This is a genomic window from Sphingomonas sp. Root720 (assembly GCF_001428605.1).
Taxonomy (GTDB): domain Bacteria; phylum Pseudomonadota; class Alphaproteobacteria; order Sphingomonadales; family Sphingomonadaceae; genus Rhizorhabdus.
In genome coordinates this window covers 589,957-610,260 of record NZ_LMID01000010.1, presented here as the reverse complement: position 1 = coordinate 610,260, position 20,304 = coordinate 589,957, and the positions used below count along the sequence as shown (strand labels likewise).

Genomic DNA, 20,304 nt, shown 5'->3' with positions numbered 1-20,304 from the left:
ATTCGGCAACGCCGACAGTCTAATCGCAAGTTACCGATTCGCCTCGGAAATTTTCGGCGATGGTTAACGGCCGGCAGGGCTGGTGCCGGAGGCGCCTTGCAATGCCGCGCTCCAGCGATCATCTCGGGCCGCATGACCAGCCCCGACATGCCGCCGCTCAAGGCCGCGATCATTCCCGTCACCGCCTTCCAGCAGAACTGTACGCTGCTCTGGTGCACCAAGACGATGAAGGGCGCCTTCGTCGATGCCGGCGGCGACCTGGATCAGCTCAAGGCCGCCGCGGCGCAGCACGGCGTGACGATCGAGAAGCTGCTCGTCACCCACGGCCATATCGATCATTGCGGCGGCACCGGCATCCTGGCCGAACAGCTCGGCGTACCGATCGAAGGCCCGCATCCCGAGGACCGCTTCTGGATCGCGCGACTGGGGGACGACGGACGGAGCTACGGGATCGAGGGGCGGCCGTTCGAGCCCGACCGCTGGCTCGACGACGGCGACCAGGTGACGGTGGGCGACCTCGTGTTCGACGTGCTCCACTGTCCTGGCCATACCCCCGGGCATGTCGTCTTCCACCACGCACCGTCGAACCTGGCGCTGGTCGGCGACGTGCTGTTCCAGGGATCGATCGGCCGCACCGACTTCCCGCGCGGCAACCATGCGGACCTGATCGCCTCGATCACGGGCAAGCTGTGGCCGCTGGGCGGCGACACCGCGTTCGTGCCGGGGCACGGCCCGATGTCGACCTTCGCCCATGAGCGCGCGAGCAACCCGTTCGTCGGGGACCGGGTGGTGGGCGCCTGAGGTCGGCGCCCGGAGGAGGGGGAGACCCCATCCTCCAGGACGCCTTGTCCTATCAGTGCGCGGTGCCGAGGCTGTCGCTCGTGACCGTGGTGATCACCCCGTTCCGCGCCGTGTAGGGAATGGTGAGCGCGTAGATGGCGAGGCCCAGCAGCACCGCCCAGGTCGTCAGGATGCCCACGGCGCGCAGCGCGTTGGGGGTTTGCCGGTCGAGCCCGAACGGGTGCAGGACGCGGCCGATGATATAGAGGATGCCGGCGCCCCACAGCCAGTTGTTGGTGCCGCGGGCGAATTCGATCAGGCCCATCAGGATCAGCACCAGCGGCGTATATTCGATGAAGTTGAGCTGGGCGCGCATCCGGGCCGACAGCAGCATGTTGCCGCCGTCGCCGATCAGGACCTTGTGCCTGGTGCGGACCACGACGATACGGATGGCCAGCCAGAGATTCACGATCGCGGCGGCCCCGGCAATCGTCAGCGTGATGGGCAGGATCATGTTCCCCCTCCTGTGCAATGTCTTGGGTCGGATTGGCAGGTCGCGGCGATACTTGCAACGCGGAGCGAAATCGCTATAGGTCGCGCGCTCGCGGCGAGCCCGCCCTTTTGGGTCATGGGCGTTCGTCGCTTTATTTGTTTAGCTACTAGGAACAGGTGCCGACATGGCCGTCCCCAAGAGAAAGACTTCGCCCTCAAAGCGCAACATGCGCCGCAGCCACGACGCGCTGACGGTCGAGGCATTCCAGGAATGCCCGAATTGTGGCGAACTGAAGCGTCCGCACAATCTGTGCAACGCCTGCGGCCACTATAACGGTCGCGAAATCGTCTCCGTCGAGGCCTGATCGGCAGGCCGAACGGGGGTATGAGCATGGACGAGGCACCGCGAATCGCCGTTGATGCGATGGGCGGTGATGGCGGGCCGGCGACGATGATCGCCGGTGCTGCGCGGGCGCGTGACAGCGATTCGTCCCTGCGCTTCACCTTCACCGGCGACGAAGCGGTCATTCGCGCCGAGATGGCGCGTTTCCCGCAGCTTACCGAATCGATCGTCGTCCATTGCGAGGACGTGATCACCGGCGACGACAAGCCCAGCCAGGCGATCCGCCGCACCAGGACCAGCTCGATGGGGGCTGCCATCCTCGCGGTGAAGGCCGGCGAGGCCGCCGCCGCGCTGTCGGCCGGCAATACCGGCGCGCTGATGGCGATCGCCAAGCTGTCGCTGCGGACGATGCATGGCATCGATCGCCCCGCGCTGGCCGCGCTGCTGCCGACCCTGGGCGACAATGACCTGGTCATGCTCGACCTCGGCGCCAACACCGATTGCGACGCCCGCAACCTCGTCGAATTCGCGGTGATGGGCGCCGCCTATTCGCGGCTCGCGCTGGGCGTCCAGGCGCCGCGCGTCCGCTTGCTGAACATCGGTACCGAGGAACTGAAGGGCACCGGCGAACTCAAGGAAGCGGCGGCGGTATTGCGACAGCAGACCGGCGGCTCCTGGAGCTTCGACGGCTTCATCGAGGCCGATCGCATCGGCCGCGGCGAGGCCGACGTCATCGTCAGCGACGGCTTCTCGGGCAATATCGCGCTCAAGTCGATCGAGGGGACCGCGCGGTTCATCACCGATCTGCTGCGCAAGGCCTTCTCCAGCTCGCTGCGGTCGAAGGCGGGCTTCCTCCTGTCGCGTCCGGCGTTCCAGCTGCTGCGCCACCATCTCGATCCGAACAATCACAACGGTGCCGTCTTCCTCGGCCTCAACGGCCTGGTGGTGAAGAGCCATGGCGGTGCCGACGAGAAGGGCATCGCCAACGCGATCGCGGTCGCGGCGAAGATCGCGCGCGAGGACCTGACCCGGCGGATCGCCGACGATCTCGAGGATTTCCGCAGCCATGCGGTGCAGACGGAAGGGGTAGCGTGAGCGGACAGGCGATGCGGCGGGCCGTGATCATCGGCACCGGATCGGCGCTTCCGCGCCGACGGGTCACCAATGCCGAGCTCTCCAAGACCGTCGACACCTCCGACGAGTGGATCGTCGAACGGACCGGCATCCGCGCCCGCTACATCGCCGGCGAGGGCGAAACCACCGCCACCCTGGCCACCGAAGCCGCGCGCAAGGCGATCGAGGCGGCAGGGATCGCGCCGTCCGACATCGGGCTGATCATCCTCGCGACCGCGACCCCGGATCAGACCTTTCCCGCGTCGGCGACGATCGTCCAGACCGCGCTCGGCATCGACGATTGCGTGTCCTTCGACCTGCAGGCGGTCTGCTCGGGTTTCCTCTACGCGCTGTCGGTGGCCGACAGCATGCTGCGCGGCGGCACCACCAAACATGCGCTCGTGATCGGCGCTGAAACCTTCAGCCGCATCCTCGACTGGGAGGATCGCACGACCTGCGTGCTGTTCGGCGACGGGGCCGGCGCGGTCGTGCTGAAGGCGGAAGAAGGCGTCCGCGGCGTGCTGTCGACTCGCCTCCATGCCGATGGCCGCCACAATCAGCTCCTCTATGTCGATGGCGGTCCTTCGACGACGCAGACCGTCGGCAAGCTCCGCATGAAGGGGCAGGAGGTGTTCCGCCACGCCGTCACCAACCTCGCCCAGGTGCTGCGCGAAGTGATGGAGGATGCCGGGCTGACCGTCGACGACATCGACTGGGTCGTGCCGCATCAGGCCAATCGCCGCATCCTTGACGCTACGGCACGCAAGCTGGGCCTTGCCGCCGAGCGCGTCATCATCACCGTCGACCAGCACGCCAACACCTCGGCCGCCTCCGTGCCCCTGGCGCTCGATACGGCGGTCCGCGACGGGCGGATCAAACCGGGCGATCTGCTGGTGCTCGAAGCGATGGGCGGCGGCTTCACCTGGGGGGCGGCGGCGATTCGCTATTGAACCCTTTGGAATCGGCTTTGATTTGCCTTCCGGTGGCCGTAAGGTGGCCGATACTCAATGTGATTGGGGGGCAGTATGGCGTTGGATCGGGGGACTTTGACGCGAGCGGATCTGTCGGAGGAAGTGCATCGCGAGATCGGCCTGTCGCGTGCAGACTCCGCGGCGGTCGTCGAGCAGGTGCTGGAGCATGTATGCCAGGCGCTCGCGAAGGGTGAGAATGTGAAGATCTCGGGTTTCGGGAGCTTCATCCTGCGGGAAAAGGGGCAGCGGGTCGGCCGCAACCCCAAGACCGGGGTCGAGGTGCCGATCGCGCCGCGCCGCGTGTTGACCTTCCGGGCCAGCCAGATGCTTCGCGACCGGATCGTTTCGGGTAATTAAGGCGCATTTTCAATGACTTCTGGTGGAGAGAAGGCCGAGGACGCGTTCCGTACCATCGGGGAGCTATCGGCCGAACTCGGCATCCAGCAGCACATCCTGCGCTATTGGGAGACACGGTTTCCCCAGCTTCGCCCGCTGCAACGGGCCGGGAATCGCCGCTATTACCGGCCCGCCGACGCGGCGCTGGTGCGACGGATTCACAGTCTGCTCAACGAGCAGGGCTATACGATCCGCGGCGTCCAGAAGCTGCTGTCGCAAAAGGGTTCGGCCGGAAGCGATCGGCCCGAAGCGCCGGTGTCCGCGCCGATCGCCCCGCAGCCGGTGCTGGTGGTGAACCAGGACACTATCCCGTCGCCGGCCCGCACCGAGCTCCAGGCGATTCGCGAATCGCTGGTCCAGGCGCTCGCGGCGGACATGGATTAGGCGACGCTTCTCCCCACCGGGGAGAAGGAGAAGAAGGTCATTCCCTGTCCGGGCCCAGCGCCGGATCCAGGTCCCTCGGCCGCACGAACCGCGACAGCAGGCCGCCATTGGCGCGGATGTCGTCCCAATGCTCGACCGGAAAGCTGATTTCGGCGATGCTGGCGGTCGGGAATTTCTCCTCGACCTGATCGCGGGCCTCGTCGTCGGGGCTGTCGGGCACCAGCATCAGCACCAGATCCTCGAGCCCGGGATTATGGCCGACGAGCAACAGGCTTTCGTACCGGTCGTCGGCTTCCTGCACCACGTCGAGCAGCGAGACGGCGGACGCGAGGTAGATGCGCTTGTCCCAGGCGGGGGCGATCGTCTCGCCGGTGCCCTCGGCCAGATGCTCGATCGTCTCGACGCAGCGCACGGCCGGCGAGGCGACGACATGGTCGAAATGCATGTCATGATCGCGCAGATATCGGCCGATACGGTGCGCGGCGCGCTGGCCGCGTTCGTTCAGCGGGCGATCGAAATCCCGAGCGACCGGATCGTCCCAGCCCGACTTGGCATGGCGCAACAGCGTCAGCTTCTTCACGATCCCCACGCTCTCCTTCGGCATGATCGGGTGATGCCCGAAAGATGCGACGGAAGAAAGACCGCTCTGGCATCCCGCGGCGCGGGCGCGGCGGGATGCCAGGCCCGCTCAGAAGCGCCTCGTCACGGTGGCAAAGATGTTGCGCTCCGCGCCGATGAAGCAGTCGCCGCGCGACAGGCAGGCGGCATAGTGCTTCTTGTCGAACAGGTTGGTCGCGTTGACCGCGAACGACCAGTCCTGCCAGTTCACTTCGACCAGGGCGTCGAACAGCGTGTAGGCCGGGGTCCGCACCGGTCCGGAATGGTTGACGGCGACGTGGCGGACGCCGCCGCCCAGCCGCAGCCCGGTGTCGGGCGCGATCGCGAAGCTCCTGGTGCCCCACAGCGAGGCGCTGCGCTTGGGGACGTTGTCGAGCTGGGTGCCGGTGCCGGCCTCTTCGATCTTGTTGTAGCTGTAGCTCGCGATCAGCTCGAAATTGCCCGGCAGCATCCGGCTCGCCTCGACCTCGTAACCCTTGGACGTGAGCTTGCCGATCTGCCGCTGGTCGAACACCCCCGTGCTCGGATCGTCGACGACCCGGTTGCGCTCGCGGATATGATAGGCGCTTAGGGTGACCAGCGTCCTGTCGTCGGGATGGAGCTTGATGCCGGCTTCATATTGGCGGCCGGTCTTCGGCTTGAACGGGACGCCGGCGGCGTCGAGGGCCGCTACCGGCTCGAAGGATTCGGTATAGCTCAGAAAGGGCGACACACCCTTGACGATCTCCGCGATGATTCCGGCGCGCAGGGTGGTGGCATGGTCGGTTATCGTCGCGGAGCCCGCCGTCCTGGTGCGGACATGGTCGCGGCGGCCGCCGACCACCACCGAGACGCGATCCCACAGCCGGATCTGGTCCTGGACATAGACGCCGAGCTGCTTCTGGGAGACGTCCTCGCCAAAGGGCGATCCGGTCGGAAGGCCGCCGCCATAGTCGGACAGGGCGGCATAGTCGATGTCGTAGATATCGATGAATTCATAGCCATAGCCGCCATTCTTGCGGACGCGGTTCCAGCTATAGTCGATCCCCGCCAGCACCAGATGCTCGATCCCGGCGCCGGTGGCGAAGCGGAACTGGATATTGTTGTCGGTCGAGAAGATGTTCAGCCGCGCCCGGCTGCCCTCGGCATAGAGGCCTATGATCCGCTGCGCCGGATCGACATAGGGGTTCGCCGCGTTGGAGTAGCTGTCCGGATAATGGGTCAGGTAGGTGACGTCGCTATCGATGTAGCGGGCCTTCAGGCTGATCTTCACCGCGTCGTTGAAGCGATGCTCGACGATGCCGGTACCCTGCAGCAGGCGGCCGTCGTAGCGGTCCCAGCCCGGCTTGCCGATGAACAGGCTATTGGGCAGCTTGCCGTTCGGATTCGGATAGATGGTGCCGACGAGCGGAAGGAACTGCGAGGTCGAGCCGCCGTCGTCCTCCTGGTAGAGGCCGAGCAGGGTGATGTCGGTATCGGCGCCCGGCTGCCAGCGCAGCGAGGGGGCGATCATGACCCGGTCGTCGGGGACGTGGTCGACCTGGGTGCCGGCGTCGCGGACGCGCGCGACGATGCGGCCGGCCAGGCCGTGGGCGAGCGGGCCGGTGAGGTCGGCCAGCGCTTCCTTGCGGTCGAACGAACCGTAGCGCAGCGAGACCTCGCCCGCCGTCTCGAACTCGGGCACCTTCGACGCGAGGTTGATCAGGCCGCCGATCGATCCCTGGCCGAACAGCACCGACGCCGGTCCGCGCACCACGTCGACGCGCGAGAAATTATAGGGGTCGGCACGGATGCTGGCATAATAGCTGAAGATGTCGCGCATCCCGTCGCGGAACTGGAGCGCGTTGATGCCGCGGATGAAGCTGCCGTCGACCCGGCTGTCCGGGCCATAGGGATTGGCGACGACGCCCGCGACATAGCGCAGCGTGTCGGAGATCGAGAGCGAGCCCTGGGCCAGATAGACATCGTCGGTGACGACGGTCAGCGCCTGCGGCGTCTGGGTCAGCGGCGTGTCGGTCTTGGTGGCGCTGCTGGTGCGTTCGAGCAGGCCGGTGACGATGATCTGCTGGCTGTTCGCTTCCGCTGCGTCGGCATCGGCGTCGGCGGCGTCGGCCGCATGCGCGGCGATCGGCAGCAGGGCGGTTGCGGCGGTCAGCGCGAGGCGCAGGGCGAGGCTGTGTCTGGTCATTACGGACTCCGGATCAGAAGCTGCGGGTGAGAGGATGGTGCGCTGGGCGAGCTTGGGTGGGGCGGTGTCCCGGCCCGGCTTCCAGATCAGCACAGGGCAAGGTGGATGCGGCTCTCGCCGAGAAGCGGACGGCGGCGTCGCGGTAACGGCCGGCGGCTTCGCGTCGGCGTGCGCTGCCCACCGGTGTCGCGGTGGAGCAGTTTCTTCAATGACATGGCCTTCCCCGATTGAGCGCTGCCTTTTGGCATGGAAAAGTGTAGCTAATGAGAATTAAAATCAATAGCAAGGAGCTTGCGTGGTGTCGGTATTAATAATAACGACTCGCAACGGCATGTTATGGAGATAGCGGCGAACCGCTCATCAGGGAGCAAGGACGGTCATGTCGCCCAGACGGCGCAAATGGATAAGGATCGGCCTGGCGGGGCCGGGCGCGGCGATCGTCGCCCTTGTGGTGATGGCCGGGATGGCGCTGTGGCTGCCGGGCGGGGCGGCCGGGATCGACAATCTCGTCCTGCCGTTGGTGCTGGTGCCGCTGATCTGGGCCGCGCTGTTCTTCCATGCCTGTCTCGACCGCCGGCTGGGCCGGGTGGCGCTGGTCGCGTTCGGGCTGTTCGCGGTTCACGGGGGATTGGTGGCCGATAAATTTCTCGATCGGCCCCAGCCGGCCGCGGAGGCGCGCAAATGATCCATCTGCAGAAGGAGGACACCAAGCTGATGGTGGCCGTCCACGGCTGGTCGGGCATCCTGCTCGGCCTGCTGCTCTACGCTGTGGTCATCACCGGCATGGTGGCGGTGTTCGCGGAGGAGATCGGCATCTGGTCGGCCGGCCATGTCGGGACCGGCTCGGCCTTCGAGCGCCCGATCGACGCTGCCGTCCGCGATCTCGCCCGGCGCACGCCCGCCAGATATCATGAGGGCGTCGACATGTTCGAGACCGGCGACCATGGCCTCGGCGTCTTCTTCCACCGGCACGAAACCGAGCCCGACGGAGCGCTCGTCTCGCGCGGCGTCTATTATCGGCTCGATCGCGACGGCAAGCGCGTCGCCGAGCAGCGCGGGACCGGCGAAGAGGTGTTCGGTCCGCGCAACGACGATGCGCTGAGCAGCTTCCTGGTCGACACCCATGTCCGTCTGCATGTCCCCGATCCCTGGGGATTGCTGCTTACCGGCATCCTCGGTCTCGCCATGCTGGTCGCCGCCGTCTCCGGCCTGCTGATCCACCGGCATTTGTTCAAGGACATCTTCACCCTGCGGCGGAAGGCCAATCCCGTGCTCGTCGATCGCGACCGGCACAGCATCGCGGGCAGCTGGAGCCTGCCCTTCGCTTTCCTGCTCGCCTTCACCGGCAGCTTCTTTTCCTTCTTCGGCACGATCGGGGTGCCGATCGTCGCGATGGCCGCGTTCGGCGGAGACGTGCAGGCGCTCAACGACGCGGTGTTCGGCAATCCGGCCAAGCCCGACACCCGCATCGTGGGCATCGGCAACCTCGACCGGGTCGCGGCGGACGCGATCCGAAGGACCGGCGAGGCGCCGACCTTCGTGGCGATCGAGAATTTCGGCCGGGCCGATGCGCAGATCACAAGCTTCCACCCGCCGCGAGAGCGCGGGCTCGAGCCGCAGACCCTGCTCTACGACGGTGCCACCGGCGCGTTCGAGCGGGTCAAGCCGTCGATCGGTACGCGGCCCTCGGCCGGCGGCACCCTTGCCGCGATCATGGCGCCGATCCATTTCGGCAATTTCGGCGGGATCGTCTCGAAGGCGATCTGGTTCGGGCTGGGCTTCGCGATGTGCTACGTCACCCTGACCGGGCTGCGGCTCTGGCTGGCGCGGCGGCGCGAGGGTGCCCGTTCGCTCGGCTGGCTCGAACGGGCGGTGACGGTGGTCGGTTTCGGCCTGCCCTTCGCGCTGGTCGCCTCGGCGGCTGGCTTCCTGATCGCGATGCCGCTCGGCACTGCCGTCTTCTGGACGCCCGCCGCCTTCGTCGGCGCCGCGCTGCTCGCCATCCTCGGCGGCGGCGCCCTGCGCGACAACGCAATGCTCGACGCCATGCTGCAAGGCGCGACCGCAGGACTGATGATCCTGCTCCCGATCCTCCGCCTCGCGACGGGCGGGCCGGGCTGGGGTCACGCGCTCGGCGCCGGCCAGCCGATCATCGTCGCGCTCGACATCGCCTTCGTGATGGCGGGCGGCTGGATGCTGTGGCGGCTGCACGGCACGCGACTGCGGCGGGCCGTGGCCCCGCCCCCCGCCCCCGCCCCCGCGCTGCAGCCGGCGGAGTGAGCGCCATGCCGGTCGCCCTCCTCGCCATCGCCTTCTCGTCGGCCGTCATCCTGTGGCTGGGCCGGGGAGATCCGAAGCGGCGCCGCACCGCCCGCCTGCGCGGCGAAGGGCAGAGCGTGCGGACGCGCCGCCTGCTGGCCGCGCTCGCCTGCCTGCCCGGCCTCTATTGCGCGCTGACCGGCGACGCGGCGGCCTTCATGATCTGGCTCGGCGGCTGCGGGGTCGCCGGCTGGTTCGTCACGCTAGGATTCGCCCAGGCCCGGCAGGACGCCTGACGACGGGGGCGGCGACGGGGACGACGGCATCGCCGCGTCGTGGCGCGCACCGCTGGCGGCCGCCACCCGCGCCACCGCCTCGTCGAGCGTGACGCGCAGCACCGGCACCCCGCCGGGAAAGGCGTCGAGCAGCCGCGACGGCGTCGCCGCGCCGAGCAGCACGAAATGGCCCCGGTCGTCGGCGCTGCGGATCAGGCGGCCGAACGCCTGCCGCATCCGGGCGCGGACGATGCGGTCGTCATAGACGCTGCCGCCGCCCGCCGCCTTGCGCGCGGCGTGGAGCACGGTCGGGCGCGGCCAGGGCACGCCCTCCATCACCACCAGCCGGAGCGAATCGCCGGGCACGTCGACCCCGTCGCGCAGCGCGTCGGTGCCGAGCAGCGAGGCGTGCGGCTCGTCGCGGAAGATGTCGACCAGCGTGCCCGTGTCGATCGGATCGACATGCTGGGCGTAGAGCGGCAACCCGTCGCGCGCGAGCCGGTCGGCGATCCGGGCATGGACCGCGCGCAGCCGCGAGATCGCCGTGAACAGGCCGAGCGTCCCGCCGCCCGCCGCCGCGATCAGCCGGTGATAGGCCTGGCCGAGCTGCGCGACGTCGCCGCGCTTCAGGTCGGTGACGACCAGCACCTTGGCATGGGCGGCATAGTCGAACGGGCTCGGTACCGCGATATGGCGGGGGATCTGGTCGAGATGCGCGGCGCCGCTGCGCGCTTCGGCGATCGTCCAGTCCTCGCCGTCGCGCAGGGTGGCCGAGGTGACGAGCACGCCATGCGCGGGTTTGAGCACGGTTTCGGCGAGCGGTCGGGACGGATCGAGCCAGTGGCGGTGGAGCCCGATGTCGAGCTCGCGCCCCTCGATCCGGTCGACCGCGAGCCAGTCGACGAAATCGGGATCGAGCGGCCCGCCGAGCCGCGCCAGCATCGCGATCCAGGCGGCGACGAGCTGGCCGCGCTGGGTGAGGCCGGCGATCGCGCCCTCGATCCGCGCGCGCGCCTGTCCGTCGAGCCAGTCGGGCGCATCGTCCATCACCGCCGCCAGCCGCTGGCGCAGCCGCGCCATCGGTCGCATCAGGCTCTCCAGCGCCTCGGTCGCCGGCTGGGCGGCGTCGATCAGCGCGGGATCGGGTTCGCCGACATCGGTCTCCAGCCCATAGCCGGCATCCTGCGCGCTCGCCCGCGCATAGACGGTGGCACGCGCCGCGGCGAGCAGCCGCTCGATCGGCCCGAGCGGCAGATTCTCCCCGAGCCGCCCGAGCCAGCCGTCGGCGGGCAGCAGAGTCGCCGCTGCCGACGCCGCCTCGATCGCCAGCGCGCCTTCCTCGTCATAGCTGGCGACATCGGAGAGGCGCGCGGACAGACCGCGCCGCCGGCCGCGCGCCTTGGCCTCGGGGCCGATGATCCAGCGCCGCAGCTCGATCGCCTCCTGTCCGGTCAGCGCGGCGGCGAAGGTCGAATCGGCGGCATCGAACAGGTGATGCCCCTCGTCGAAGATGATCCGGCCGAGCGGATGGCCCTCGTCGGCGCGGCGCTGGGCGAGGATCATCACCAGCGCATGATTGGCGATGACGATGTCGGCGCCTTCCGAAGCACGGGCGGCGCGCTCGATGAAGCATTTCCGGTAATGCGGGCAGCCGGCATAGACGCATTCGCCGCGCCGGTCGGTCAGCGCGGTCGACCCCGCCCGGCGGAACAGCGTCGGCAGCCAGCCGGGCAGGTCGCCGCCCACCATGTCCCCGTCGCGGCTGTACATGGCCCAGCGCGAGACGAGCTGGGCCAGGATCGCGGCGCGGTTCTGGAAGCCGCCTTGCAGCGCATCCTCCAGGTTGAGCAGGCAGAGATAATTCTCGCGGCCCTTGCGGACGACCACCTTCTCGCGCCGCTCGGACGGATCGGGGAAGATCCGTCGCGTCTCCTTGTCGAGCTGGCGCTGCAGCGCCTTGGTATAGGTCGATATCCACACCGCCCCGTTCGCCCGCTCGGCCCAGAGCGAGGCGGGGGCGAGATAGCCGAGCGTCTTGCCGATGCCGGTCCCGGCCTCGGCAAGGACGATGTTCGGGCGTCCCTCGGCGACGCGCGGGTCGAAGGTGCGGGCATTGGCTGCCGCGTAGCGCCGCTGCCCCTCGCGCCGCTCGGCGCCGTCGCCGACCAGCCGCGCGAGACGATCGAGCGTCTCGGCCTCGTCCAGCTCGACGTTGCGCGGCTGCGGCCGGCCGCCGGCCTCGTCCCATTCGGGCAGCCGCGCGAACAGGCCGCGCTGGCTGGTGGATGGTTCGCGCAGCACCTGCCGGATCGCCGGCGTCCAGGGCCAGCGCAACCGGGCGAGCGACTGGGCGCTGTTCCACGCGCCATAGGCTTCCGCCCAGTCCTCGGGTTTGGCCATGCGGCCGAGCAGGGCCTGTGCGGCCTCGATCAGGAAGGCGGGGGCGCGGGCATCGTCGACCGGCGGGGACAGGCCGAGCGCTCGGGCGAGGCCCGCCGGGGTCGGCACCGCGAATCGTGCCGGATGGACGAAGGCGAACAGTTCCAGCAGGTCGAGCCCGGAGAAGTCGGCGATGCCGAGCCGGCTGGCGGCGACCGCCGCGTTCAGCACGATCATCGGCGTCTCGGCCGCCCGCGCGCCCGCCTCGCCGCGCCCGATGCCCCGCACCTCGCCGTCGGGCGAGGCGATCCATATGCCGCCATGGGTCGCGTGCAGCGCGGGATAGGGGAGGTCGAGCGGCATTCGATTCCGACATGTAGGGGCTCGGGAACGATCGGGGAACAGTCATCCGTCGCATAGTTCTCCCGATCCGCGCGATCGGGGCGGGAATGGCCGACGATCATTGATTCGGCGGCCGCTCGCGCTACAGGAGCCGGACCATGACCGACAGCACCCCATCCGCCGCGCTGCGTGAAGCCGCGCTCGTCTCCAAGGCCTGGCCCTATGAGGAGGCGCGCAAGCTGCTCAAGCGCTACGAGAAGGGCGCGCCGGCCAAGGGGCATGTCCTGTTCGAGACCGGCTACGGCCCGTCGGGCCTGCCGCATATCGGCACCTTCAACGAAGTGCTGCGCACGACGATGGTGCGCCAGGCCTATCAGGAGCTGTCGGACATCCCGACCCGGCTGATCGCGTTCAGCGACGACATGGACGGGCTGCGCAAGGTGCCCGACAACGTCCCGAACCAGGACATGCTGCGCGAGCATCTCGGCAAGCCGCTGACCAAGATCCCCGATCCGTTCGGCAAGTTCGAGAGCTTCGCGCATCACAATAACGCGATGCTGCGCGAATTCCTCGATCGCTTCGGCTTCGACTACGACTTCCGGTCGTCGACCGAAGCCTATGAGGGCGGCCAGTTCGACGAGGCGCTCAAGGACATCCTGCGCCATTATGACGGCATCATGGGGATCATGCTGCCGACCCTCCGCAAGGAGCGGCAGGCGACCTACTCGCCGGTGCTGCCGATCAGCCCGACGAGCGGGATCGTGCTGCAGGTGCCGGTCGAGGTGGTCGACGCCGAGGCCGGCCTGATCCGCTTCGCCGACACCAGTGTTCCCGGGGTGGAGACGATCACCCAGTCGATCCTCGGCGGCAAGGCGAAGCTGCAGTGGAAGGTCGACTGGGCGATGCGCTGGGTCGCGCTCGGCGTCGATTACGAGATGTCGGGCAAGGACCTGATCGACTCGGTCGTGCAGTCGTCGAAGATCGCCCGCGAACTGGGCGCCCGCCCGCCCGAGGGCTTCAATTACGAGATGTTCCTCGACGAGAAGGGCGAGAAGATCTCCAAGTCGAAGGGCAACGGCCTCACCCTCGAGCAATGGCTGACCTATGGGCCCGACGAAAGCCTGGCCTTCTACGCCTATCGCGAACCGAAGAAGGCGAAGCAGCTCCACATGGGCGTGATCCCGCGTGCGGTCGACGAATATTGGCAGTTTCGCGGCAATTACCCGAACCAGTCGATCGAGCAGAAGCTCGGCAACCCGGTCCACCACATCCATGGCGGCGTCCTGCCGGAGGGCGAACTGCCGGTGACCTTCGGGCTTCTGCTCAACCTCGTCGGGGTGATGGGCGACGCGTCGAAGGAACAGGTCTGGGGCTATCTGTCCAACTATGTGCCCGATGCCTCGCCGGCGAAATATCCGGAGCTCGACCGGCTGATCGGCCATGCGCTGGCCTATCATCGCGATTTCGTCGCGCCGACCCTCAAGCGCCGCAAGCCGATCGACAACGAGGCGGCGGCGCTGCGTGCGCTCGACGCCAGGCTGGCGGAAATGCCGGCGGACGCCTCGGCCGAGGACATCCAGAACGAGGTCTACGCGATCGGCAAGGAGGAGGCGTTCGGCTTCGCCTCGCTGCGCGACTGGTTCAAGGCGCTGTACGAGACCCTGCTCGGCGCCGAGCAGGGGCCGCGCATGGGCAGCTTCATCGCGCTTTACGGCATTGCCAACAGCCGCCGGCTGATCGCCGAAGCGCTCGCCTGACGGCCAATTATTTCGGGCAGGGGAAACCCTTGCCGCGAACCGGCGTTACGGTGCCGGTCCACTCCCCTTTCGGACTGGCACGGTGCGCAACCGCACCTGTCGGCCGCGCCGTTGCGTATCATGCGGCGCGGCCACGCTGGGGCGAGGCGCGAGGCTCTTGCGAGCCCCGCCCGGCGATGCTTCCGGATAGGTCCTCTAGCCGACGGTTATTGTAGCTGAGGGTTATTTCGACGCCTTGATCCAGGCGTCGATCTTCGCCTCCAGCACCGACATCGGCAGGGCGCCGGTATCGAGCACCTGTGCGTGGAAGGCGCGCGGATCGAACTTCGCGCCAAGCTCCCTCTGCGCCTTGGCCTTGAGCTTGAGGATGGTGAGCGCGCCGATCTTGTAGGCGAGCGCCTGGCCCGGAATCGCGATGTAGCGTTCGACCTCGGCGGTGGCGTCGGCCTTGCCGATGTTCGAATGGCCGAGCATGTAGTCGAGCGCCTGGTCGCGCGTCCAACCCTTGGCGTGGATCCCGGTGTCGACCACGAGGCGCACCGCGCGCAGCATCTCGTCCGACAGGCCGCCGAAGCGCTGATAGGGGTCGGTCTCCATGCCGAGATCCTTCCACAGCGTCTCGGCATAGAGCGCCCAACCCTCGATGAAGGCGGTGTTGCCGCCGAACCGCATGAAGGCGGGCAGGGTCGCATTCTCCTGCGCGAGGCTGATCTGGAAATGATGGCCCGGCACGGCTTCGTGCAGGTAGAGCGTCTCCATGCCCGGGGTGGTGCGCGACTTCAGGTCGTAGGTGTTGTAGTAGAAGACGCCCGGGCGCGAGCCGTCGGGCGTGCCCTGCTGATAGCTGCCGCCGGCCTCGGTCTTCTCGCGGTAGGGCTCGACCGCCCTGATCTCGAGCGGGCTCTTGGGGACGAGCGAGAATTGCTCGCCGATGCGCTGGTCGACCCGCTTGCCGATGCGGAAATATTCGTCGCGGAGCCATTCGGCGCTGGCCGGCTGGAACTTGGGATCATCGCGCAGATAGACGAAGAACTCGGCGAGGCTGCCCTTGTAGCCGACCTGCGTCCTGATCTTCTCCATCTCGGCGGTGATCCGTGCCACCTCGCTGAGGCCGAGCTGGTGGACCTCCTCGGCCTTGAGCGGCAGGGTGGTGTTGACCTCGATCAGATGCGCGTAGAGCCGGTCGCCGCCCTTGACGCCGACCAGACCGACGCTGTCGCGCGCGACCGGCAGATAGTCGTCCTTCAGGAAGGTGCGGAAGCGCCGATAGGCGGGAAGGATGCCGTCGCGGATCGCGGCGGCGGTCGCGGCGCGCAGCCGGGCCTGGTCGGCGGGCGATATGTCCGCCGGGAACTCCTTGACCGGTCCGTAGAAGGTGGAGCCCTCGACCCCTTGCGCGATCTGCATGTCGAGCTGGTCGATCATGTTGGCGACGACCAGCTTGGGCTCGACGACCCCCGCCTTCATGCCCTGGCGGAAGCGCGCGATCCACCGGTCGACCATCGTCACATATTCGGCGTGGCGCTTCAGGTTGTTCTCATAGTCCTGGACGGTGCGGAACGGCGCCGCGCCGCCGCCCGAGGCGAAGCCAGGATAGAAGGTGTGGAAGCCGGAAAAATGGTCGACTGGCTGGACCGCCGTGACCGCCAGCAGGTCGGGCGCAAAACCCTTCAGGCTGACCTTGGTCTGCCATTGGAACACGTCATAGGCGATCCGGTCGGTCGGGGTCAGCTTCGACCGGTCGATCCTGTGCAGCGCCGCCAGGTCGGCTTCGGCCGCCGCCTTCTCGGCGGCATAATAATCGTCGGTCACATAGTCGCCGAGACGGTCGGCGTAGCGCATGTCGCCGCGGAACATTCCGTTGATAGGGTTGCGCTTCAGCGAGGCCTCGTCGCTGTCGTGGAACAGCCGGGCCAGCGCGGCATCGGCCGGCGACGCGGCGGGGGCGGCGGCCTCGGCGGCATGGACGGAGGCGGTCATCATCGGGCTCATTGCCGCGAGCATCGTGGCGGCGAGCAGGATCGGACGGAGGGGCATGGAGAGGCATCCTGATAGGGTCATGCCCCGTGCTATTCCCCTAATACAGTACATGCAAGCGGCCCCGGCATCGCTGGGATGCCGGGGCCGGCCTGCGTCATCGCTTACCAGAAGAAGGAGCGATGAACCTCGACGACGCGACCGGTGCGGCGATTCACGAGCACCACGTCGTTGCCGTAGCGAACCCAGCGGTTGTAGCCGCTGGCGGCGGGCAGGCGATACCGCCACGGATCGCTGATCACGTAGCGCGAGCCATAATAGGCCGGCTGGAAGCGATGGCCCGGGGCCACCGGACGATAGGCATAGCCGCGCGGGCCGACATAGGCCGAACGGCGATAGACCTCGCGGTGCGACTGGCGATAATCGCGCCAGTCCTCGCGCGCATCCTTGCGGGCATCGCGCAGATCGTGGCGCGCGTCGCGGATGTCGCGGCGGTCGCCATAGCGCTGGGCCTGGCGCAGGTCGCGGCGTTCCTCGCGGACCTCGCGCTGGCTCTGGCGCGCTTCGCCCAGCGACTGGGCCTGCGCGATCGACGGGGCCGCAACGGCTGCCATCAGCGCCAGTAGGATCGGTGTACGCATCGGATCACTCCTTCTCACTTCACTCGAAACTCGGTCGTGGCGGCGTCAATGCTCGGCGTCGGCACAGGTTCCTGATTCGCACGACGGGGCTGAACCCGGCGGGAACGGAGTCGTCAGCGAAATGAAAGGAAAGGATCGGGATTGCGAAGGTTTGCCGCGGCGACGTGGACGGCCGATCCTTTCGGCAGGACCGGGCGTAGCGGCCGGCATCTCTACGTAAGACCCGGGTTCGTCCGGGTCGGGGCCTCAGGCGTTGCGCTTGCGCATATAGGAGTCGATCAGCGCGTCGCTCGCCGCGACCATGGTGGCGCAGGGGCCCTGGCTGCCGAAGATATGGTGGGTCGCCATGCCGCCTTCGATCACGAGCATCAGGCTGTCGGCCAGTTCCTCGGGTTCCTCGATGTCGAGCTGCCGCGTCACGTTCGCGATCATCGCGCGCATGTCGGCCTTGCAGTTTTCGAGGACCGTCCGACCCGGATGGCCCGGTTCGGGAATCTCCACCGCGGTGTTGCTCATCGGGCAGCCGCGGAAATCGGGAGCGGCGATCTTGCGGGCGAAGTGGCGCACCATGGCGCGCAGCTGCTCGCGCGGACAGTCGCCCGCCTCGTCGCGGACTGCTTCGAGCGCGACGCGGCTTTCGCGGCCGCTTTCTTCCAGGCAGGCGGCGATCAGGTCGTCCTTTGAGGCGAACGCACGGTAGAGGCTCGGCTTGGTCACGCCCGCCTTGCAGACGATCTCGTCGACGCCGACGGCGCGAATCCCGCGATGATAGAAAAGATCGCGCGCCGCCTCGAACACGCGAGTCGCCGCAGTCTTCTTCAAACCCGTCGCGTCGCCGTCACAACAGGCGGCTTTCTTGGATGCAGGCACTGGCAGTCCGATCCTTGTCAATGTCACCTATGTAACAGCTCGGTACGCTTGTTTCAATATGCCTGCAATACTGTGTCAATAGGGTTGATCGGGCGGTCGGGCCGGAAAGTGGCCGCCCGCCTCGCGAGCCAGCATGACGGTGGAGCAGGGGATCGGTGCACCCGGCACGTCGCGTCAAGCTTGCGCCCCATCCGGGGCGATTACCGGATCGACCTTGGCGCGGAGTTCGGCATATTCGGCCGCCGGGTCGCTGTCGGCGACGATGCCGCCGCCCGCGCGCGCGACCAGGCGGGTCGGCGTGGCGGCGATCGACCGGATGACGATCGAGCTGTCCATCGCCCCGTCGGTTCCGAGCGCGAAGACCATGCCGAAGAAGGGGCCGCGCGCCGAATCCTCGATCTCGTCGATGATCTCCATCGCGCGGCGCTTGGGCGCGCCGGTGATCGACCCGCCCGGGAAGGTCGCCGCGATCAGGTCGATCGCGTCGCGGCCCGGCCGCAGCCGTGCGCGCACCGCCGACACCAGGTGCCAGACCGAGGCGAAGCCCTCGAGCCGGGCGAGCTGCGGGACGGTGACGCTGCCCTCCTCCGCGACGATCGACAGGTCGTTGCGCAGCAGGTCGCAGATCATCAGATTCTCGGCCCGGTCCTTCGACGAGCGGGCGAGTCGCGCGCCGTTCGACCGGTCCTGCTCGGGATCGGCGGCGCGCGGAGCGGTGCCCTTGATCGGCCGGGTCTCGACCGCGCCGTCAGCGGTGCATTGCACGAAGCGCTCGGGCGACGCGCTGAGCAGCGCGCAGCCTCCGCCGAGGTCGAGATAGGCGGCGAAGGGGGCCGGGCTGCGCCGGCGCAGGGCGAGATAGGCGCCGGCGGCGGCGAGGCCCGGCGGTCGGTCCGCGACGAAACGGATGCTGATGTTCGCCTGATAGATGTCGCCCGCCGCGATATAGTCGAGCGTCTTCGCGATCATCGCGGCATGGCGATCGGGACCGCCCTCCTCGATCCAGTGGAGGGGCGGGGAGAGGGCCTCGGCCCCGGACGGCGCAGCGGCGAGCAGGGCGTCGATTCGCGCCTCGGCGGTCACGCCCGTGCGCGGGCGTGCAAAGGCCCAGCAACGCCGTGCCCGATGGTCGAAGCCGAGCACGAGATCATAGCGGCGCACGACCAGCGCCGGCAGTTCGGGATCGCGACGGTGGCGGCCGGCCACGTGCAGCGGGCCCAGACCGAGATCATAGGCGAGCAGGCCGATCAGTCCGCCGGTGAAGGGCAGCGGTCCGCGCGCCGCATCGGGACGATGCAGTTCGCGCAATGCGGCGAGGGCGTCGTCCGTCGACCCGTCCGCCAGCCGGATCTCCTCGGCGGCGTCGACCGCGATATAGGAGGCGGTCGAGCGCGGATCGCCCTCGGCGGCGCTGTCGAGGAAGGCGATCCCCGGGCGGTCGGCCAGCCGGTCGAACCAGTCGGCCGGGTCGGACCAGGGCAGTTCGCGGATCGCCAGTTCGCCGGCGGGCAGCGGGGCGCTCATGCCGCGCGCGCCTTGATCCACAAATGCCGGGCCAGCATCAGCGGCGGCATCCGCATCCAGTGCGACCTGACATAGAAGCCGAGCCGGCTGACCGGGCGGGTGGGACGGCCCCAGCCGTCGCGTGCCAGCATCCGGCGGATGAACAGCGAGTCGCGGATCCGGTCGTGCCCGGCGAGGCGCGGCTCGACCGGCGTCGCGAAGATCCGGTCGGCCAGGCGCAGCGCCAGCGCCACCGGCCCGAGCATCTGGTGCCGACGGGCGCGGGCGCCGAGCTGCGTCCAGAAATCGGGCGACGCGGCGAACAGGCGCAACAGCCGGTCGATATCCCACAGGTTGCGCAGCCCCCCGGCGAGATCGCCGTCGGCGAGCAAATGGGTCGCGGCGTGGACGATCATGTCGGCGGGGCTGAGGATGCGGAGGCCCGGCGCGATCTCGATGCTGTCCTCGATCAGCGCGGCCGCGTCGGGCGTGCGCCGCGCCGTCGGCGGCAGGATGGTATGGTGGATGTCGATCATGCTGCCGCGCTCGCCGTGCACCAGCGGCGGCAGTTCGTGCATCCAGCGGCGGTAATAGGCCTGGCTGTACGCGTCGTCCTTGACCCATTCGAAGCCCGCGGCGAGCATCGCCGCCTCGGCCGCGTCGAGCCGGTCGCGGGGGACGAGGATGTCGAGGTCGCCGACCAGCCGGCCGACCCCGGCGGGCAGGCCGGCAAAGGCGAAGGCGCTGCCCTTCAGCAGGATCGGGGCGATGCCGAGCGGGGCGAGCGCGCGCCGCGCCATCTCGACCTCCCACAGCGCCTGGGTGCGTCCGAACGCGGCCTGGGCGCGGGCGTCCTCCAGCGCATCGGCGACGGGCGCCGGCAGCGGCAGATCGGCGAGCCGATAGGCGAGGCTGCCGTCGAGCCGCTCGGCGCGGGCGATGGCAAGCAGGCTGGTCCAGTCGTCGGGACCGAGGCCCAGGACCGAGATCGGGTCGGCGAGGGCGTTCGCCAGTGGGCGCGCGTCCTTCATCGCGAC

General features: G+C 68.5%; 19 protein-coding genes. 10 read left to right on the top strand and 9 right to left on the bottom strand.

Features of this window, described 5'->3' with window-relative positions:
* Window positions 1–132 precede the first annotated feature (132 nt).
* Window positions 133–801, top strand: coding sequence for an MBL fold metallo-hydrolase (locus tag ASE22_RS10250; protein WP_056358354.1), 669 nt, complete (start codon window positions 133–135; stop codon window positions 799–801).
* 52 nt (window positions 802–853) lie between these two features.
* On the opposite strand, the gene ASE22_RS10245 is transcribed toward ASE22_RS10250, so the two are convergent.
* Window positions 854–1,294, bottom strand: coding sequence for an MAPEG family protein (locus ASE22_RS10245; protein ID WP_056358353.1), 441 nt, complete (start codon window positions 1,292–1,294; stop codon window positions 854–856).
* Window positions 1,295–1,457: 163 nt separating this feature from the next.
* Here ASE22_RS10245 and rpmF point away from each other — a divergent pair, with 163 nt between their 5' ends.
* The 5 genes from rpmF to ASE22_RS10220 all read left to right on the top strand — a co-directional run bounded on the left by rpmF (window position 1,458) and on the right by ASE22_RS10220 (window position 4,479).
* Window positions 1,458–1,637, top strand: coding sequence for a 50S ribosomal protein L32 (gene rpmF / locus ASE22_RS10240; RefSeq protein WP_056358350.1), 180 nt, complete (start codon window positions 1,458–1,460; stop codon window positions 1,635–1,637).
* A 26-nt stretch (window positions 1,638–1,663) separates the two neighbouring features.
* Window positions 1,664–2,710, top strand: a complete 1,047-nt coding sequence (gene plsX, locus ASE22_RS10235; RefSeq protein WP_056358346.1) for a phosphate acyltransferase PlsX — start codon at window positions 1,664–1,666, stop codon at window positions 2,708–2,710.
* Window positions 2,711–2,721: 11 nt separating this feature from the next.
* Window positions 2,722–3,678, top strand: a complete 957-nt coding sequence (locus tag ASE22_RS10230) for a beta-ketoacyl-ACP synthase III (RefSeq protein WP_056358810.1) — start codon at window positions 2,722–2,724, stop codon at window positions 3,676–3,678.
* Between the two features lie 75 nt (window positions 3,679–3,753).
* The gene (locus ASE22_RS10225; RefSeq protein ID WP_056358343.1) at window positions 3,754–4,056 is read left to right on the top strand and encodes an integration host factor subunit alpha; all 303 of its coding nucleotides are present in this window, start codon (window positions 3,754–3,756) and stop codon (window positions 4,054–4,056) included.
* A gap of 12 nt (window positions 4,057–4,068) precedes the next feature.
* Entirely contained in the window at window positions 4,069–4,479 is a 411-nt protein-coding gene (locus ASE22_RS10220) for a MerR family transcriptional regulator (protein WP_056358340.1), read from the top strand.
* Between the two features lie 37 nt (window positions 4,480–4,516).
* On the opposite strand, the gene ASE22_RS10215 is transcribed toward ASE22_RS10220, so the two are convergent.
* Together ASE22_RS10215 and ASE22_RS10210 are read right to left on the bottom strand one after the other, a co-directional pair.
* A complete protein-coding gene (locus ASE22_RS10215; RefSeq protein WP_056358337.1) occupies window positions 4,517–5,083 on the bottom strand; it encodes a SixA phosphatase family protein in 567 nt (188 codons plus the stop codon).
* Between the two features lie 84 nt (window positions 5,084–5,167).
* On the bottom strand, window positions 5,168–7,264 hold the full coding sequence (locus ASE22_RS10210) for a TonB-dependent siderophore receptor (RefSeq protein ID WP_056358334.1): 2,097 nt from the start codon (window positions 7,262–7,264) through the stop codon (window positions 5,168–5,170).
* A gap of 379 nt (window positions 7,265–7,643) precedes the next feature.
* Between ASE22_RS10210 and ASE22_RS10205 the strand changes: the two genes are divergently transcribed.
* From ASE22_RS10205 to ASE22_RS10195, 3 genes are read left to right on the top strand one after another with little or no spacing between them, the layout of a single operon-like run.
* Window positions 7,644–7,949 carry a hypothetical protein gene (locus ASE22_RS10205; RefSeq protein ID WP_056358332.1) on the top strand — a complete coding sequence of 102 codons (306 nt, stop codon included), beginning with the start codon at window positions 7,644–7,646 and terminating at the stop codon, window positions 7,947–7,949.
* Window positions 7,946–9,544: a PepSY-associated TM helix domain-containing protein gene (locus tag ASE22_RS10200; RefSeq protein WP_056358329.1), complete on the top strand. Its 1,599-nt coding sequence runs from the start codon at window positions 7,946–7,948 to the stop codon at window positions 9,542–9,544. The genes ASE22_RS10205 and ASE22_RS10200 overlap by 4 nt, the downstream gene beginning before the upstream one ends.
* 5 nt (window positions 9,545–9,549) lie before the next feature.
* On the top strand, window positions 9,550–9,819 hold the full coding sequence (locus ASE22_RS10195; RefSeq protein WP_056358326.1) for a hypothetical protein: 270 nt from the start codon (window positions 9,550–9,552) through the stop codon (window positions 9,817–9,819).
* On the opposite strand, the gene ASE22_RS10190 is transcribed toward ASE22_RS10195, so the two are convergent.
* Window positions 9,787–12,540: an ATP-dependent DNA helicase gene (locus tag ASE22_RS10190; RefSeq protein ID WP_056358323.1), complete on the bottom strand. Its 2,754-nt coding sequence runs from the start codon at window positions 12,538–12,540 to the stop codon at window positions 9,787–9,789. The two genes, ASE22_RS10195 and ASE22_RS10190, sit on opposite strands and share 33 nt — an antisense overlap.
* 137 nt (window positions 12,541–12,677) lie before the next feature.
* On the opposite strand from ASE22_RS10190, the gene ASE22_RS10185 reads away from it, so the two are divergent.
* Window positions 12,678–14,276 carry a lysine--tRNA ligase gene (locus ASE22_RS10185; RefSeq protein WP_056358320.1) on the top strand — a complete coding sequence of 533 codons (1,599 nt, stop codon included), beginning with the start codon at window positions 12,678–12,680 and terminating at the stop codon, window positions 14,274–14,276.
* A gap of 222 nt (window positions 14,277–14,498) precedes the next feature.
* On the opposite strand, the gene ASE22_RS10180 is transcribed toward ASE22_RS10185, so the two are convergent.
* The 5 genes from ASE22_RS10180 to ASE22_RS10160 form a co-directional block, all read right to left on the bottom strand.
* The gene (locus ASE22_RS10180) at window positions 14,499–16,313 is read right to left on the bottom strand and encodes a DUF885 domain-containing protein (protein ID WP_056358318.1); all 1,815 of its coding nucleotides are present in this window, start codon (window positions 16,311–16,313) and stop codon (window positions 14,499–14,501) included.
* A 104-nt stretch (window positions 16,314–16,417) separates the two neighbouring features.
* Window positions 16,418–16,894, bottom strand: coding sequence for an RcnB family protein (locus ASE22_RS10175; protein WP_056358315.1), 477 nt, complete (start codon window positions 16,892–16,894; stop codon window positions 16,418–16,420).
* Window positions 16,895–17,140: 246 nt separating this feature from the next.
* A complete protein-coding gene (locus ASE22_RS10170; RefSeq protein ID WP_235536218.1) occupies window positions 17,141–17,716 on the bottom strand; it encodes a TetR/AcrR family transcriptional regulator in 576 nt (191 codons plus the stop codon).
* Between the two features lie 222 nt (window positions 17,717–17,938).
* Window positions 17,939–19,288: an anthranilate synthase component I family protein gene (locus tag ASE22_RS10165; RefSeq protein WP_056358310.1), complete on the bottom strand. Its 1,350-nt coding sequence runs from the start codon at window positions 19,286–19,288 to the stop codon at window positions 17,939–17,941.
* Window positions 19,285–20,298, bottom strand: a complete 1,014-nt coding sequence (locus ASE22_RS10160) for a nucleotidyltransferase domain-containing protein (RefSeq protein WP_056358305.1) — start codon at window positions 20,296–20,298, stop codon at window positions 19,285–19,287. The genes ASE22_RS10165 and ASE22_RS10160 overlap by 4 nt, the downstream gene beginning before the upstream one ends.
* Between the last annotated feature and the right edge of the window lie 6 nt (window positions 20,299–20,304).